This window comes from Bradyrhizobium tunisiense (assembly GCF_042263385.1).
In the GTDB taxonomy this organism is placed as follows: Bacteria; Pseudomonadota; Alphaproteobacteria; order Rhizobiales; family Xanthobacteraceae; genus Bradyrhizobium; species Bradyrhizobium tunisiense.
Genome location: NZ_JBHLEV010000008.1, coordinates 250106 through 265550 on the forward strand (window position 1 = coordinate 250106; position 15445 = coordinate 265550).

General features: G+C 65.7%; 12 protein-coding genes. 7 read left to right on the top strand and 5 right to left on the bottom strand.

What is annotated here, in order from left to right; all coding sequences use genetic code 11:
- Nucleotides 1–77 precede the first annotated feature (77 nt).
- The 3 genes from ACFDR6_RS29160 to ACFDR6_RS29170 form a co-directional block, all read right to left on the bottom strand.
- Nucleotides 78–1328, bottom strand: coding sequence for an arsenic transporter (locus tag ACFDR6_RS29160; protein WP_375860359.1), 1251 nt, complete (start codon nucleotides 1326–1328; stop codon nucleotides 78–80).
- 25 nt (nucleotides 1329–1353) lie between these two features.
- Complete coding sequence (locus tag ACFDR6_RS29165) at nucleotides 1354–2628, bottom strand: MFS transporter (RefSeq protein ID WP_375860360.1); 1275 nt, start codon at nucleotides 2626–2628, stop codon at nucleotides 1354–1356.
- Between the two features lie 212 nt (nucleotides 2629–2840).
- Complete coding sequence (locus ACFDR6_RS29170; protein WP_375860361.1) at nucleotides 2841–5318, bottom strand: hybrid sensor histidine kinase/response regulator; 2478 nt, start codon at nucleotides 5316–5318, stop codon at nucleotides 2841–2843.
- 222 nt (nucleotides 5319–5540) lie between these two features.
- Here ACFDR6_RS29170 and ACFDR6_RS29175 point away from each other — a divergent pair, with 222 nt between their 5' ends.
- From ACFDR6_RS29175 to ACFDR6_RS29190, 4 genes are all read left to right on the top strand, one after another.
- Complete coding sequence (locus tag ACFDR6_RS29175; RefSeq protein ID WP_317243693.1) at nucleotides 5541–6626, top strand: zinc-binding metallopeptidase family protein; 1086 nt, start codon at nucleotides 5541–5543, stop codon at nucleotides 6624–6626.
- Nucleotides 6627–6791: 165 nt separating this feature from the next.
- Entirely contained in the window at nucleotides 6792–8807 is a 2016-nt protein-coding gene (locus ACFDR6_RS29180) for an acetyl-CoA carboxylase biotin carboxylase subunit (protein ID WP_317243694.1), read from the top strand.
- A 118-nt stretch (nucleotides 8808–8925) separates the two neighbouring features.
- On the top strand, nucleotides 8926–9792 hold the full coding sequence (locus ACFDR6_RS29185; protein ID WP_317243695.1) for an isocitrate lyase/PEP mutase family protein: 867 nt from the start codon (nucleotides 8926–8928) through the stop codon (nucleotides 9790–9792).
- Nucleotides 9789–10088 (top strand): acylphosphatase, encoded by a 300-nt coding sequence (locus tag ACFDR6_RS29190; RefSeq protein ID WP_317243696.1) that lies wholly within the window; start codon nucleotides 9789–9791, stop codon nucleotides 10086–10088. The genes ACFDR6_RS29185 and ACFDR6_RS29190 overlap by 4 nt, the downstream gene beginning before the upstream one ends.
- 70 nt (nucleotides 10089–10158) lie before the next feature.
- Here the strand turns inward: ACFDR6_RS29190 and ACFDR6_RS29195 are convergent, their stop codons facing one another.
- Nucleotides 10159–11679, bottom strand: coding sequence for a PAS domain-containing hybrid sensor histidine kinase/response regulator family protein (locus ACFDR6_RS29195; protein ID WP_375860362.1), 1521 nt, complete (start codon nucleotides 11677–11679; stop codon nucleotides 10159–10161).
- A 144-nt stretch (nucleotides 11680–11823) separates the two neighbouring features.
- Here ACFDR6_RS29195 and ACFDR6_RS29200 point away from each other — a divergent pair, with 144 nt between their 5' ends.
- Genes ACFDR6_RS29200 through ACFDR6_RS29210 form a run of 3 tightly spaced genes read left to right on the top strand, consistent with a single transcriptional unit; the run spans nucleotide 11824 to nucleotide 14496 of the window.
- A complete protein-coding gene (locus ACFDR6_RS29200) occupies nucleotides 11824–12381 on the top strand; it encodes a GbsR/MarR family transcriptional regulator (protein ID WP_375860363.1) in 558 nt (185 codons plus the stop codon).
- Between the two features lie 16 nt (nucleotides 12382–12397).
- The gene (locus ACFDR6_RS29205) at nucleotides 12398–13063 is read left to right on the top strand and encodes a DUF4166 domain-containing protein (protein WP_317243699.1); all 666 of its coding nucleotides are present in this window, start codon (nucleotides 12398–12400) and stop codon (nucleotides 13061–13063) included.
- Nucleotides 13060–14496, top strand: a complete 1437-nt coding sequence (locus ACFDR6_RS29210) for a TIGR01777 family oxidoreductase (protein WP_375860365.1) — start codon at nucleotides 13060–13062, stop codon at nucleotides 14494–14496. The genes ACFDR6_RS29205 and ACFDR6_RS29210 overlap by 4 nt, the downstream gene beginning before the upstream one ends.
- Before the next feature lie 5 nt (nucleotides 14497–14501).
- On the opposite strand, the gene ACFDR6_RS29215 is transcribed toward ACFDR6_RS29210, so the two are convergent.
- A complete protein-coding gene (locus tag ACFDR6_RS29215; RefSeq protein WP_375860367.1) occupies nucleotides 14502–15356 on the bottom strand; it encodes a LysR family transcriptional regulator in 855 nt (284 codons plus the stop codon).
- Nucleotides 15357–15445 lie beyond the last annotated feature (89 nt).

The window sequence follows — 15445 nt, forward strand, 5'->3', positions numbered from 1 at the left end:
CCTGTGAGGCCGCGCGACAAGTTGAAGGTTAGCTCCGGCCGTAGCGGCGGCATTGATACGCCGCAAACGGCGTGCGTCTATCGGATCGCAGCCGCCAGCGCCGCGATGAGGGCGGGCGGCGTCACCAGCAGGCCGAGCTTGAGGAACGGCCAGGCGCCGACCTCGATCTTTTCCCGGCGGAGCGCGACCAGCCAGAGGATGGTGGCGAGCGATCCTGTCACCGACAGATTGGGGCCGAGATCGACGCCGATCAGGATGGCGCTGACGACCGGGGCTGGCAAATGATCGCTGGCGGCAACCGAGCCGGCGACGAGGCCGACGGGAAGGTTGTTGGCGATGTTCGTGGCGATGGCGGTGGCGATGCCCACACTCCAGGCCGCCTGCGGGACCGATTGCGCCACCGCCTGATGCAGCAATGCGCTGAGCTGCGCGATCACGCCGGTCCTGATCAGTGCTTCCACCATGACAAAGAGCCCGCCGACCAGCGGAAGCACGCTCCAGGACACGCCGCGCAGCACGGGCCATGGCGATTGCCGGCTGAGCAGCAGCACGATCGCGGCCGTCATGCCGCCGCAGATGAAGGTCGGCAGGCCCAGCTGCTTATCCAGCGCCGACGCTGTGACCAGCACGATTCCGATCGCGACGATGCCGATGGCCGTCAGCTTGCCGCCGCGGCCGAGCTTGGGATGCGGCACGCTGCGCGCAATCGTCTCCTCCTTCAGCGCGCGGTGCTGGGTCAGGCGCAGCACGATGTAGGTCAGCAGGATGGAGGCGGCCGAGGGCAGGGCGAACAGGCGCAGCCATTCGGTGAGCTCGGGCATGCGCGCGCCGAACACGACGAGATTGGCGGGATTGGAGATCGGCAGCACGAAGCTCGCGGCATTGGCGATGAAAGCGCAGACGAACAAATAAGGCAGCGGTTTTGCGCCGGCCGCGCGCGTCGCGGCATAGACGGCCGGAGTCAGCACGATCGCGGTGGCGTCGTTGGAGAGCAGCACGGTCACGAGCGTGCCGACGAGATAGATCAGCAGGAACAGCCGCTGCGGCGAGCCGTCAGCATATTCCACCGCGAGCGCGGCGAGATAGTCGAATAGGCCCTCGAGCCGCGCCAGCTCTGCAATCAGCATCATGCCGATCAGGAAGAGGTAGACGTCGAGGCCTTTTTCGATGCCGGTGAGCGCGTCCCGCCATGGCAGCAGGCCTGATAGCACCAGGGCGCCCGCACCGATCACGGCCCAGACCGCCTCCGGCAGGCGAAAGGGGCGGATGATGACGCACGCGGTCGCGACGACGATGATGCTCCAGGCCCAGATGGCGTCAGACGGCACGGTCAGTTCTCGAAACGGGTTGGCTTCATTCGGCAGCGATAGCCGATGCCGACGCCGCTGTCTTCCCCCGTGGGCGAGGGGCGCCATGTCGTGTCTCGGGCAGCGCGAGAATGCAAATGACGGCACCGATCGCAGCGACGGCGCCGAGGCTGATGAACGCCGCGCTGTAGCCTGCAGCGACCACCACGACGCCTCCCAGCGTCGTCGACATTGCGGCACCGATGCTCTGGGCCGTGATGACCGCGCCTTGCGCGACGTTGAAGCGTCCAGTGTTGCGCATGAGGTCGGCGACGATCACCGGGAAGATTGCGCCGAAGATGCCCGCGCCGACGCCGTCTAGCAACTGCACGCCGACCAGCCAGAACGGATTGTCCGAGAGCGTGTAGAGGGCGGCGCGAACAGGCAGGATCAGCAGGGCGGCCAGGAAAAAGCGCTTGTGGCCCCAGCGGTCGGCCTTCGCACCGACCAGCATCGCGAACGGCACCATCACCAATTGCGCGGCGACGATGCAGGCCGACATCAGGCTGGTGCCCATGTTCTTGTCCTGGAGCGCCAGCTTTTGCCCGACCAGCGGCAACATGGCCGCGTTGGCGAGATGGAAGAGCAGTACGCAGATTGCAAAGACGAGCAGGGGGCGGCAGGTCAGAAGCACGGTGATGCCCGACGGCGCGTCCCGCCGCGCATCGGCGTCTGCACCATTCATCCCACGGGCCAAATCATGATCGATGGCGCGGGCAGGGATCGCGAGGATACTGAGGAGGCTCGCGATCGCCATCGCGCCAAGGAGGAAGAAGACGACAGTCGGGCCCACCCAATAGGCGGAGACCCCCGCCAGCGCGGCCGCGACCGCATTGCCGGCGTGGTTGAAGGTCTCATTGCGGCCGATCCGCCGGGTGAAGGCGGCATGACCGAAAATGCCGAGCGAAACGGCTGCGATCGCTGGCGGAAACATCACGGCAGCGGCCTGCGCAATTCCTTGCGAGATCGCGACGGGGAGGAAGCTCGGAAACAACGGCAGCGACAGCGAGGCCAGCGTCACCATGATCGCAGCAATCACCATCACCAGCCGCTTTGCCCGGGTCGCATCGACCAGGGCGCCGGCCGGCGTCTGCGCCACGATGCCGGCGACGGTTGCGATCGACATCACGAGGCCGATCCGCGCCTCGTCCCAGTGCTGCTCGGTCAGAAGATAGACCGCGAGATAGGGCCCGAGCCCGTCGCGGACGTCGGCGAGGAAGAAATTGGCTGCATCCAGCGCGCGGCCGGCCTGTCTTGCCTGATCGGGATTCTCGCTGGCCATCGGTCTCTCGATCGTCGTTGTGCAAACCAGCGTGCCAACCAATCCGCAGTCGTCCCGGACAAGCGTAAGCGCAGATCCGGGACCCATAACCGTTTGGCGAAGATTGGTGGCTAGCAGTTGGCCCGGTCACCGCTTCCTGTGGATATGGATCCCGGATCGGCGCGCGCTCGAGGCGCGCTTGTCCAGAACGACGGTGGAGTGTTTGGCTACATTCACCGCGCCACCGAGAGCTTCTCCGTGATCGCCTTGCGCAGAATCCGCGAGAGCGACTCCACGGAATATGGCTTCTGAATCAGCTCGAACCCGCGATGGGCGTTCTCGGCGAGCACGTTGCTGTAGCCGCTTGTGAGCACCACGGGCAGGCCCGGATAGCGCTCGCGGATGACGCCGGCGAGCTCGACGCCGTTCATGCCGGGCATGATGACGTCGGAGAAGACGAGGTCGACGGAGAATTCGTTCTCGCCCAGGATCGTCAGAGCAGCGTTGGCGTTGGCGACGCGCCGGACGACGTAGCCGAGATCTTCCAGAAGCTCGGTCGAGAACTGGCCGACATCGTCATTGTCCTCGACCACGAGCACGCGGTAGCCGCGCCCCGTGATCGCAGCCTCGTGGGTGAGCGCCGCGGTTTCCTTCTCGGCGGCGGGGCTTTGCGCCTGGGGCAAATACATGGTGAAGGTCGCGCCGTGGCCTTGTGTGCTCGCCACCGCGATGTCGCCCTCGGACTGCTTTGCGAATCCGAAGGCCTGGCTGAGGCCGAGACCGGTACCCTTGCCGACCTCCTTGGTGGTGAAGAACGGCTCGAAGATGGAGTCGAGATGGTCCGGCGCGATGCCGCTGCCGGTGTCGGCGACGGAGATTGCGACATAGTCGCCGCCCCGCGCCGATTGCGCGCGCAGGCTCGGAATGCCCTGAACCTTGCGCACGGCGATGGTGAGGCGGCCTTCGCCGTCCATGGCGTCGCGGGCGTTGATGGCGAGGTTGATCAGCGCGGTCTCGAACTGGGCGATGTCGGCGACGGTGAAGCAGTCGGCATCGTCGATCTCGACGACGATCTCGATGCGGCCGCCGACCAGCGGCCGCACCAGTTGCGCGACGCCCTCGACCTGGCTGCCGACGTTGAAGATCTGGGGTTTCAGCGGCTGCCGGCGCGCGAACGCCAGAAGCTGCGCGGTCAGCTTGGAGGCGCGCTCGACCGTCTCGGAGATGGCATCGACATAGCGGCGGCGGCGCTCTTCCGGCAGCTCCCGCCGGCGCAGGAAATCGGTGGCCGAGCGGATGATGGTGAGGAGATTGTTGAAATCGTGTGCGACGCCGCCGGTGAGCTGGCCGATCGCCTCCATCTTCTGCGATTGCCGCAACGCCTCCTCGCCGCGGCGGCGCTCGGTGATGTCGACGGCCTCGGGCACGGCGCCTGTGATGTTGCCGTGACGGTCGAGCACGGGGCGCATGCCGAAGTCGAAATCGCGCTCGCCGACGGGAAGGCGTAGCCGCATCTCGAGCCGCACCGCTTCGCCCTTGAGCACGGTGTGGAAGGCGTCCTGCACTTGCGCGCTCATGCCCTCCGTCGCGCTGAACCAGGGCGTCTCCCACAACGGCTTGCCGATCACATCTGAAGAGCTCGCATCGATGCCGTCGAGTGCGGTCTTGTTGGCGTAGAGAAGCTCGCCCCTGAGATTGACCAGACCCTGATACTGGTTGCTGGTTTCCAGGATCGCGCGCAGCCGCGCCTCGTTGGATTCGAGCTCGGCGGTGCGTTGTGCGATGCGCTCTTCCAGCGTCTCGTTGAGCTGCCGGAGCTCGATCTCGGCCTGCTTGGCGACGGTGATGTCGTGGGCAACGCCGATGAAGCCGATATGCTTGCCGGTCGGGTCCCAGCGTGGCTGCGATTCCGAGCGCAACCAGCGCCATTCGCCGCTGGCGTTCTTGTACCGCGCTTCGAGCACGAAGGGCTTGAGTGACGCTTCGCCCTGGACGGATTGCTGGAGCACGTGCGGCAGGTCGTCCGGATGCAGCACCTTGCGCCAGTCGAAATCGATGGCCTGATCATAGGGCAGGCCGACGAAATCGACATAGGCCTGGTTGGCGAAGGACCGCTTGCGATCGAGCTTGGTCACCCAGATCGGTACCGGCGCGCTGTCGGCGATCAACCGAAAGCGTTCCTCGCTCTCGCGCAGGGTCTCGCGCGCGAGCATCTGGTCGGTGATGTCGATATGGGCGCCCACGAGGCGGATGGCGCGGCCATCCTTGTCGCGCTCGATCTTGGCGACGACCCGGATCCAGCGGGTCTCGCCGTCATTGGGGCGGATGATGCGGTATGCGGCGGTGTAGTCTTCGCTCGTGCCGGCGAGCGCCTCCAAGAAATGCTTGACGGTTGCTTCGCGATCCTCGGGATGGAGCCGATTGACCCAATCCTCGTGCGATTCGTCGGCGGCCTCGGGCGGCAGGCCATGAATCATGAGATATTCGGGCGAGCGGCGGTTCTTGAACCCTTCGCGGAAGTCGACCTCGACGCCGCCGACCTTGCCAATGCGCTGGATGCGTGCGAGCTCGGCCTCGCGCTCCTGAAGCGCACGATAGGCGTTGTCGCGCTCGCGCGCGACGTCTTCGAGATGCTGGCGCAGCCTTTCGGCGGCGATGGTTTCGGGCAAGGGATCGTTCAAGGCATCGGCCGTTGTCATGCGGTTGCGCACGTGCCGAATGGATATTCACACAGACGGAGCGTGATGACCATTGTTTAGAGGAAATAGACTGTCTGGAAAGGCTGGCGGCGAGCCCGGCATGCGGGAAAGTGTGGTAGGCAACGCCGGTTTTGGCATTTTGTTCCTGAAATTGGAACGATGCAGCTGCGGATGCGTCTTCGCGAGGCGCCACACCTCTCGTCGTTCAAATCACCTTTCCGAAGAGGCTAAATCTTGAAGCTCTTTGTCTGCCAGGCCTGCGGCAACGTCCTCTATTTCGAGAACCGTGTCTGCGAACGCTGCGGCCATCAGGTCGCGTTCCTGCCGGAGAGGGAGACGATGTCGGCGATCGAGCCCGACGGAGAGGCCTGGAGGACGCTGGCAGACAAGGGCGAAAGCCGGATGCTGTGCCGCAATGCCGCGTACGATTCCTGCAACTGGCTGACGGATCCAGGCGAGGGCAACGGCTATTGCCGCGCCTGCCGCCACAACGGCATCGTACCGGATTTGTCCGACCCCGCCCAACTCGCCGGCTGGCGCGAGCTGGAGGTGGCGAAACACCGTCTGTTCTATTCCCTGATCCGCTGGAAGCTGCCGCTCCAGACCCGGCAAGACGACCCCGAGCATGGACTGATCTTCAATTTCCTCGCTGACGATCCCAACAGCGGAGAGAAGATCTTGACCGGCCACGACAACGGCCTGATCACGATCGCGCTCACCGAGGCCAATACCATCGAGCGGGAGCGGCGCAGGCTCGAGATGGGTGAGCCGTACCGTACGCTGCTCGGGCATTTCCGCCACGAGGTCGGGCACTATTTCTGGGACGTCCTGGTGCGGGGCGGCGGCAAGCTCGATGAATGCCGCGCGGTATTCGGTGACGATTCCGCCGATTACGGCCAGGCCCTGCAGCGCCACTATGCCGAAGGCCCGCCGCCGGACTGGCAGCAGAGTTACGTCTCGGCCTATGCCACGACCCATCCCTGGGAAGACTTCGCCGAGACCTGGGCGCACTATATCCACATCGTGGATGCTCTGGAGATGGCGGGCGAGTTCGGCATGGAAGTGCGCCCCAGGGTGGACCGCGACGGGGAGTTGACGGCGCGCATCCGTTTCAACCCCTACGAGGCAAGGGACGTCGACGCGCTGCTGAGCGCATGGCTACCCTTCACGTTCGCCATGAACAGCGTCAACCGTGCCATGGGCCTGCGCGACCTCTATCCCTTCATCCTGTCGCCCGCGGTGGTCGGCAAGCTCGGCTTCGTTCACGGCCTGGTCCGGGACGTGGCCAAGGAGCCCAAGGGCGCCGCAGGGGGGCTCTAAGGGCTTGCGAGCCCATTCGGTCTTGCGCTGGTACGCCAGAAGCGGGCCGGATTTAGACCGTTGCCTCCGGCCGATTTTGATGTACCACGGGAGCCACACGGCCCGTCCCAATAGGCCCCAACGGCCGGGGAAGGGTCCCGCCCAAGGTCGAGACTCAAGAAAAGCATGTTCAAACGCATCCTGATCGCCAATCGCGGCGAAATCGCCTGCCGGGTCATCAAGACCGCTCGCAAGATGGGAATACAGACGGTTGCGGTCTATTCCGAGGCCGATCGCGACGCCCTCCATGTCGAGATGGCCGACGAGGCCGTGCTGATCGGCCCGCCTGCGGCGGCCGAGAGCTATCTGGTGATCGAGAAGATCGTGGAAGCCTGTCGCAAGACGGGCGCCGAGGCCGTGCATCCCGGCTATGGCTTCCTGTCAGAGCGTGAGGCGTTTCCGCGCGCCCTGGAAGCCGCCGGCATCGTCTTCATCGGCCCGAACCCGGGCGCGATTGCGGCGATGGGCGACAAGATCGAGTCGAAGAAGGCGGCCGCCAAGGCCAAGGTCTCGACCGTGCCCGGCTATCTCGGAGTCATCGAGGACGACAAGCACGCGGTCAGGATCGCCGACGAGATCGGCTACCCCGTGATGATCAAGGCCTCCGCCGGCGGCGGCGGCAAGGGCATGCGCATCGCGCATTCGACGGCCGAGGTCGCCGAGGGCTTCAATCTCGCCAAGGCCGAGGCCAAGGCCTCGTTCGGCGACGACCGCGTCTTCGTCGAGAAGTTCATCGTTGATCCCCGCCACATCGAGATCCAGGTGCTGGGCGACAAGCACGGCAACGTCATTTATCTCGGTGAGCGCGAATGCTCGATCCAGCGCCGCAACCAGAAGGTCATCGAGGAGGCGCCGTCGCCGCTGCTCGACGAGGCCACCCGCCGCAAGATGGGCGAGCAGGCGGTCGCACTGGCGAAAGCCGTGAATTACGACTCGGCCGGCACCGTCGAGTTCGTCGCCGGGCAGGACAAGAGCTTCTATTTCTTGGAGATGAACACGCGCCTCCAGGTCGAGCATCCCGTCACCGAGCTCGTCACCGGCGTCGACCTCGTCGAGCAGATGATCCGCGTTGCCGCCGGCGAGAAGCTCGCGCTGGCGCAGAAGGACGTCACGCTGACAGGCTGGGCGGTGGAGTCGCGCCTCTATGCCGAAGATCCGTTCCGCAACTTCCTGCCCTCGATCGGGCGGCTCGTGAAATATCGTCCGCCGGCGGAAGCCAGCCAGGACGGCATCACCATCCGCAACGACACCGGCGTGCAGGAGGGCGGCGAAATCTCGATCCATTACGATCCGATGATCGCCAAGCTCGTCACCCATGCGCCGTCGCGCGCCGCCGCCATCGAGGCGCAGGCCACCGCGCTGGATTCTTTCTATGTCGATGGCATCCGCCACAACATTCCGTTCCTGTCGGCGCTGATGCACCATCCGCGCTGGCGTGAGGGCCGGCTCTCGACCGGCTTCATCGCCGAGGAGTTTCCCAAGGGCTTTGCGGTGCGCGTGCCGGAAGGCGAGGTCGCGCGGCGGATCGCCGCGGTCGGCGCCGCCATCGATCACGTGTTAGGGGAACGCAAGCGCCAGATCTCGGGCCAGATGGGCGGCCGCATCGTGCAGCGCGAGCGGCGCCGCGCGGTCTGGCTCGACCGCCAAGAGATACAGCTCGAGGTCGGCCGCGAGGGTGAGGCGATCGCGGTGCGTTTCGTCGATGCCGCCGGCAAGGTCGGCAATGTGCATCTGTTGCAGTCGCCGTGGAAGCCGGGTGATGCGGTCTGGCAGGGCACCATCGACGGCCATTTCGTCGCGGTGCAGGCGCGGCCGATTCCCAACGGCATTCGTCTGGCGCATCAGGGCGTCGAAGTGCCGGTCTATGTCTGGACCGAAGCGGAAGCCGCGTCCGCGCGCCTGATGCCGGTGACGACGGCCTCCGACAGCGGCAAGAAGCTGCTCTGTCCGATGCCCGGCCTCGTGGTCTCGATCGCTGTGACCGAGGGACAGGAGGTCAAGGCCGGCGAGACGCTCGCGGTGGTCGAAGCCATGAAGATGCAGAACGTGCTTCGCGCCGAGCAGGACGGCACCGTGAAGAAAGTCCACGCCAGCGCCGGCGCGACGCTTGCGGTGGACGCGCTGATCCTGGAGTTTGCGTAGGAGCCCCTTCGCGACGAAGCAATCCAGTCTGTCTCCGCGGATGCATTCCTGGATTGCTTCGCTTCGCTCGCAATGACGGAGTATGCTGCGGCCTCCGTGACCTAATCGAGACAGCGCCATGGCCTTTCGTTCCCGCCGCGAAAAACTGCGCTCCGTCCTGTCGGGCGCGACCTGCGTCCATCCCGGCTCGGTTTACGACGCCATCTCGATCCGCATCGCCGAGGACCTCGGCTTTCCGCTCGGCATGTTCGGCGGTTCGGTGGCCTCGCTCGCGGTGCTCGGCGACCCCGACATCACCCTGATCACGCTCACCGAGCTCGCCGAGCAGATGCGGCGGATGTCGCGGGCCTCGGCGCTGCCGGTGCTGGTCGATGCCGATCACGGCTATGGCAATGCGCTCAATGTGCGCCGTACCGTGCAGGAACTGGAGGCGGCGGGCGCCGCCGGCCTCACCATCGAGGACACGCTGCTGCCGGCCGCTTTTGGCGAGGCGAAGACGCAGCTGATCTCGCTCGAGGAAGGCGTCGGCAAGATGAAGGCCGCGCTCGACGGTCGTAGTGATGGCTCGCTGGTCATCATGGGCCGCACGGGTGCTGCTGCGATCAGTTCGATCGAAGATGCGATCCGCCGCGCCAGGGCATACGAAGCCGCCGGTGTGGATGCGCTGTTCTTCACCGGAATCAAGTCGCGCGCCGAACTCGAGGCGGTTGCCGCTGCGACGCACCTGCCGATCGTGCTCGGCGGGGCGCCGGAAGAGCTGAACGCGCTCGATTATCTCGCCGGTCAGCGCGTACGCATCGCGCTCCAGGGGCACGCGCCGATCGCAGCCGCGACGCAGGCCGTGTATGAGACTCTGAAGGCGCTCCGCGAAGGCGCGCCGCCGAAAAGCCTCAGAGGGATCGCATCGTCGGAGCTGACGGCCCGCGTCATGCGCGAGACCGACATCAAGGCGCGCAGCGCCGAGGTTCTCGGATTGAAAAAATGAGCCGGGCGATTCTCCAGGTCATGATCCGCGGGCGCGTGCAGGGCGTCGGCTATCGTGCCTGGGTCGAGTATCAGGCGACAACGAGCGGCCTCGAAGGCTGGGTCCGCAACCGCCGCGACGGCAGCGTGGAAGCGCTGTTCGCCGGCACGCCGCAGCACGTCGCCGACATGGTCGCGCTGTGCCGCCACGGCCCGCCATCCTCGCGCGTCGACAGCGTCACCAGCGAGACCGCGAGCGTGGATGAGCTGAATTTGCGCCGGGCAGGGGAGAAGTTCTCGGTGCTGCCGACGCTGTGAGAGCCATGGTTCTCGCCGCGCCGAAGGTCCGCTCCCTCGCCTCGTTCTTACGGGGACAGGTTGAGAGACTTCACCGCGGCAGCTTGGCGATCGCTTCGCTGAGCTCGTGAATCTCGTACGGCTTGCGCAGGATCGGGAAATCCCCGCGCACGCCGGCGGCGACCTCGCTGTAGCCGGTGGCGAGCAGGATCGGCAGGCCGGGGCGGATCTGGCGGAGATGATGGGCGAGGGTGAGGCCGTCCATCTTGCCGGGCATGACGATGTCCGAGAACACGAAGTCGACGCCGTTGTTCTCGATCTCGCGCAAGGCGGCTTCGGCATCGGCGACCCGGCGCACCTGGTAGCCGAGCTGCTCCAGCAGGCCGATGCTGACAACGGCGACGTCCGGATTGTCCTCCACCAGCAACACGGTACCGCTGCCCTGAAACGCGGGCTCCGCCGTCGTGTCGGACGATGGCGTGTCTTCTCCGCGGGGCAGGAGGATGGTGAAGGTCGTGCCCTTGCCGAGCTCGCTTGCGACGCTCACCGTGCCGCCGGCCTGGTGCGCGAAGCCGTGCACCTGAGACAGGCCGAGGCCCGTGCCCTTTCCGATCGGCTTGGTCGTGAAGAACGGCTCGAAGATCTTGTCGAGAACGTCGGAGGGAATGCCGAGCCCGGTATCGGTGACGTCGATCGCGACGAAATCGCCCGCGAGAGGCGCCTCGTCCAGCACGACCTTGCGTGCGCCGATCGTCACGGTGCCGCCGTCGGGCATCGCGTCGCGGGCATTGATGACGAGGTTGAGCAGCGCTGTCTCGAGTTCGGACGCGTCGGCCTTGATGGGCCAGACGTCGCGGTCGATGTCGAAGACCAGGCGTACGGAGCTGCCGACACCGGCATCGAGCACGTCGCGAATTGCCGCGATGCGGTCGGCGAAATCGATCGCCTGCGGATTGACGCTCTGCCGCCGCGCGAAGGTGAGGAGTTGGTTGGTCAGCGCCGCCCCGCGCTTGGTGGCGGTTTCGATGGCCGAGATCGCGCGCTGCACCTTGGCCCCGTCGTCGGCTCCTCGCTTCAGCATATGGAGGCTGCCGCTGATGATCATCAGAAGGTTGTTGAAGTCGTGGGCGACCCCACCTGTGAGTTGTCCGAGCGCGTCGAACTTCTGGGACTCGGCGAGCTGCTTCTGCATCGCCTCAAGCTTGATCTGGGTATTGCGGCGTTCGGTGATGTCCCGCGTGATCTTGGCGAATCCGACCAGTGCGCCGTCCTCGTAGATCGGATCGATCACGACGCTCGCCCAGAAGAACGTGCCGTCCTTGCGGACGCGCCAGCCTTCCTCCTCGTAGCGGCCCTTGTCCCTGGCGATGCCGAGCGCACGGGCCGGCTTGCCGTTGGCGCGGTCGGTTTCGGTGTAGAAGCGGGAGAAATGCTGGCCGAGGATTTCGTCGGGTGAATAGCCCTTGATGCGTTCGCCGCCGATGTTCCAGCTGGTGATGATCCCCTTGGGATCGAGCATGTAGAGGGCGTAGTCAGCGACTCCCTCAACCAACAGCCGGAAACTGCGTTCGCTCTCGAACAAGTCTCTCTGTTGACTGACTTTTTCGACCATTCCGGGACCCCGCCTCGACTGGAGCAAACGCCGCGGGCGCCGGATGGTTCCCCGAGGGTGGGACATTTTTAAGCAGATTTCCCCGCCTCGCATGCCGATGGCGTTGCTCTTGACAGCAGATCGGTATTATCAGATATTTCTGTCATGACAGAAATAACCGGGAAGAAGAAACTCCCCGCCGCCGTCGAGCGCTTCATCCTGCATTGGGGCGACATGGGGGACGAGTGGGGCGTCAATCGCTCAGTCAGCCAGATCCACGGGCTGCTCTACCTTTCCGAAGCACCGATGACCGCCGAGGATATCGCCGATACGCTCGGCATGGCGCGCTCCAACGTCTCCAACTCGCTGAAGGAACTACTCGCCTGGAACCTGATCCGGCGCGTGCCGATCCTGGGCGACCGCCGCGACCATTACGAGGCCGAGACCGACATCTGGGAGGTCGCGGCCAGAATCGCGGCGCGGCGCAAGGAGCGGGAGCTCGATCCGGCGATCGCGGCGCTCAGGGCCTGCGTGTCCGACGCCACCGACGATCCCACCATCAATCCGGTCGCCAGCAAGCGGCTGAAGGAGATGCTCGCCTTCACCGAGCTCGCCGACCACTGGTTCATGCAGATGCTGAAGGTGCCTCGGCCGCGGCTGGTCGCCTTGATGCGGCTTGGCGAGAAGATCGTGAGCCTGCTGCCGCTGGGCAAGACCAAATAGTCTCGAGGAGGGTACGATGACGTCGGCAAGATTATCAGGCTGCAACGCATCGACCTCCGCTCACATCAAGTTGCTCGACGATCGCCGCTTCCGCGCATTGCTGTCGGACCAGGATTGGGGCCGACTGCCGCTCGCGACCTGGCGGCGCTTCTCCAAACGCGTCGCCGACGGCGATAGTGTCGTCTACGTCGGAATTGTCGACGAGATTTCCTTCAGCGACATCGGCTGGTGGCTCGCGCAGGCGGCACGCATGATCGGCGGGCCGCTGCCGACCGGCCGTGACACCGGCGTGCCCATGATCGTGACCGTGACCGAGGATGCCGCAACCGGCGGTCAGACCTGGACGCGCATCTGCGCGCGCAAGCGTGGATTTCCGCAAGTGATCCATTCCGCCAAGCGTTTTGCCGGTCCCACCGGACTCGAAGAATATGTCGGCTTCGGCGTTTCGATGGCGCTCCGCATCGCGGTCGAGGACCAGGCGCTGACCTTTCGCAGCGCCGGCTATGGGCTCCAGCTCGGACGCCTGTGGATCCCGCTGCCGCAATGGCTCACGCCGGGCGATCTCACCGTGACGCACCGCGACCTCGGCGAGGGCGCGTTCCGCTTCACCCTCGACGTCATTCATCCGCGTTACGGCGCACTGATCCACCAGTCCGCCACCTTCCGGGAGGCCGTGTCATGACATCGCTGTTGTGGACGCTCATCTCCATCCAGATCGTGATGGGCGTGTTCGACACCTTCTATCACCACGAATTCACCGAACGACTGGCGTGGCGACCATCGCAACGCTTCGAGCTGAAGCTGCACGGCATCCGTAACATGCTCTATGCGCTGCTGTTCCTCGTGCTCGGCTGGCTCGAAGTCTATGGCGTTCTGGCGCTCTTGATCGTCGCGGTGCTCATTGCCGAGATCGTCATCACGCTGATGGATTTCGTCGAGGAGGATCTGAGCCGAAAACTGCCGCCGAGCGAGCGGATCAATCACACGCTGCTCGCCATCAACTATGGCGCCATTCTCGTGCTGTTGCTGCCGGTGCTGACCGACTGGACGATGCAGCCGTTCGGCGTGATGGTCGTTTATCAAGGACTGCTGAGTATCGCCGCGACCGCCTGCGCGGTCGGCGCGGCGCTGTGCGGCGTCAGGGATTTTGCGGCGATGCGCCGATTGGGTCGCATGAAGAGTGTTCCGGCAGCGGCCCTCGTCGAAAAGATTCCCGGCCGCAAGACCGTGCTGATCACGGGAGCCACCGGATTCATCGGCAGCCGGCTGGCGGCAGGCCTCGGCGGGGCCGGGCACGACGTGATCGCGTTGGTCCGCAACCCCGCCAGGGTTGAGATGCTGCCGCCGCCGGTCACGCTGATCACGAGCCTCGATCAGCTTCCCGCGGACACGAAGATCGACGCCATCGTCAATCTTGCGGGCGAGCCGATCGGCAATGGCCTGTGGACCGAGGCCAAGCGCGCCAGGATCATCGACTCCCGCGTCGACATGACCGGCGAAATCGTCAAGCTGATCGCGCGGCTCGAGCGCAAGCCCGAGGTGCTGGTCAGCGGCTCTGCGATCGGCTGGTACGGCCTGTGGGCCGACCAGGTGCTGACGGAATCGGCGAAGTCGCACGCCTGCTTCAGCCACGAGCTGTGCGCGGCCTGGGAGGCAGCGGCGCGGCCGGCGGAGGAGTTCGGTGTGCGCGTGGCCTGTTTGCGTATCGGCCTCGTGCTCGGGACGGAAGGCGGCTTCATCACGCGCATGCTGACGCCCTTCGAGTTCGGCCTTGGCGGCCCGCTCGGCACCGGACGGCAGTGGATGTCCTGGATCGAGCGCGACGATCTCATTCGCCTGATCGCCTATGTGATGGCCACGTCCGATCTCACCGGCCCCGTCAACGCCACCGCCCCGATCCCGGTGACCAACGCCAAGTTCACCGAAGAGCTCGGCCGCCGACTGCACCGGCCCGCGGTGTTCCGCATTCCCGGCGGCCTCTTGCGCCGGATCGGCGGCGGCTTCGCCGACGAGCTCTTGCTCGGCGGCCAGCGCGTGCTGCCGAACAAGGCGCTGAGCCGCGGCTTTGTTTTCCGGCACGAGACGCTGCGCAGCGCGTTCGAGGCGATCCTGTAAGAATTTCAGGTGGCCGCCGCGCTCCGAAACGTCGCCGCCACCGCGCGCAGCGCCGCTCGCTTGGCGGGATCGCTGACCTTCGAATGCAGCATCACCTTCGAGCTGCCGAGTTTCGGCAGCCTGTGCGCAGGCCCGATGTCGATCAGCCCGGGAGGTGCGATCCGCCGTGCCAGCGGCGCGATCGCAAGTCCGGCAAGCGCGGCGGCAACCACCGCCGTGACGCCGCCGCCGACGAAGCGCTCGCGCCAGGCGATGTTGGCCCTGTCGAGCATACGCACCGCGATGGCGCGGACGCCGCAGGGCGGGGCGAGCGTCGCAAGCGGCAGCGGCTCGCCCTTCGGTAGCGTAAGGCGACGTGTGGCGAACCAGCCGAACTCGTCCTCGGTCAGCATCTCGCCGCCGCGGCGGCTGCCTTCCTGGCGGACGATCACCGCATCGAGCTGACCTGCGTCATAGGCATCCTGCATCTCCCGCGAGAAGCCGATGGTGACGGCGAGGGTGAGGTTCGCCGACATCGCGTGCAGCCGTTCGAGCAGCGGCACGAGCTCGGGGCCGGCCGCGTGATCGGAGATGCCGAGCGAGAGCGACTGCACGGCCGGTGCCTCGCCCGACAGCGCGCGGTCGTGCGCGGCGATCAGCGCACGGGCGCGTTCGAGGAAGCCGGCGCCGTCGGCGGTGAGCCGGACCGCGCGGGGTGAGCGCTCGACGAGACGTTTTCCCAGCAACGTCTCCAGCCGTTGCAGCTTGAGACTGACCGCCGCCTGCGTCGTGCCCAGGGCTTCGGCGGCACGGGTAAAACTCTGGAGATCGGCAACCAGCAGGAAAGCCCTGATTGTGGCGATGTCGAGCGTCGGTGTCATTACGGATTCTTATCACTGATATCAACAGAGATAAGATACCAAAATGACGAGCGGAGGTCTAGCTTCCTACCAACGCCGCGCCAACCGGC

What these genes read in the sequence shown, in the direction of transcription:
- ACFDR6_RS29165 (WP_375860360.1), bottom strand. Translation starts at nt 2,628, where the DNA reads ATGGCCAGCGAGAATCCCGATCAGGCAAGACAGGCCGGCCGCGCGCTG.
- ACFDR6_RS29180 (WP_317243694.1), top strand. Translation starts at nt 6,792, where the DNA reads ATGTTCAAACGCATCCTGATCGCCAATCGCGGCGAAATCGCCTGCCGG.
- ACFDR6_RS29185 (WP_317243695.1), top strand. Translation starts at nt 8,926, where the DNA reads ATGGCCTTTCGTTCCCGCCGCGAAAAACTGCGCTCCGTCCTGTCGGGC.
- ACFDR6_RS29190 (WP_317243696.1), top strand. Translation starts at nt 9,789, where the DNA reads ATGAGCCGGGCGATTCTCCAGGTCATGATCCGCGGGCGCGTGCAGGGC.
- ACFDR6_RS29195 (WP_375860362.1), bottom strand. Translation starts at nt 11,679, where the DNA reads ATGGTCGAAAAAGTCAGTCAACAGAGAGACTTGTTCGAGAGCGAACGC.
- ACFDR6_RS29200 (WP_375860363.1), top strand. Translation starts at nt 11,824, where the DNA reads ATGACAGAAATAACCGGGAAGAAGAAACTCCCCGCCGCCGTCGAGCGC.
- ACFDR6_RS29205 (WP_317243699.1), top strand. Translation starts at nt 12,398, where the DNA reads ATGACGTCGGCAAGATTATCAGGCTGCAACGCATCGACCTCCGCTCAC.
- ACFDR6_RS29210 (WP_375860365.1), top strand. Translation starts at nt 13,060, where the DNA reads ATGACATCGCTGTTGTGGACGCTCATCTCCATCCAGATCGTGATGGGC.
- ACFDR6_RS29215 (WP_375860367.1), bottom strand. Translation starts at nt 15,356, where the DNA reads ATGACACCGACGCTCGACATCGCCACAATCAGGGCTTTCCTGCTGGTT.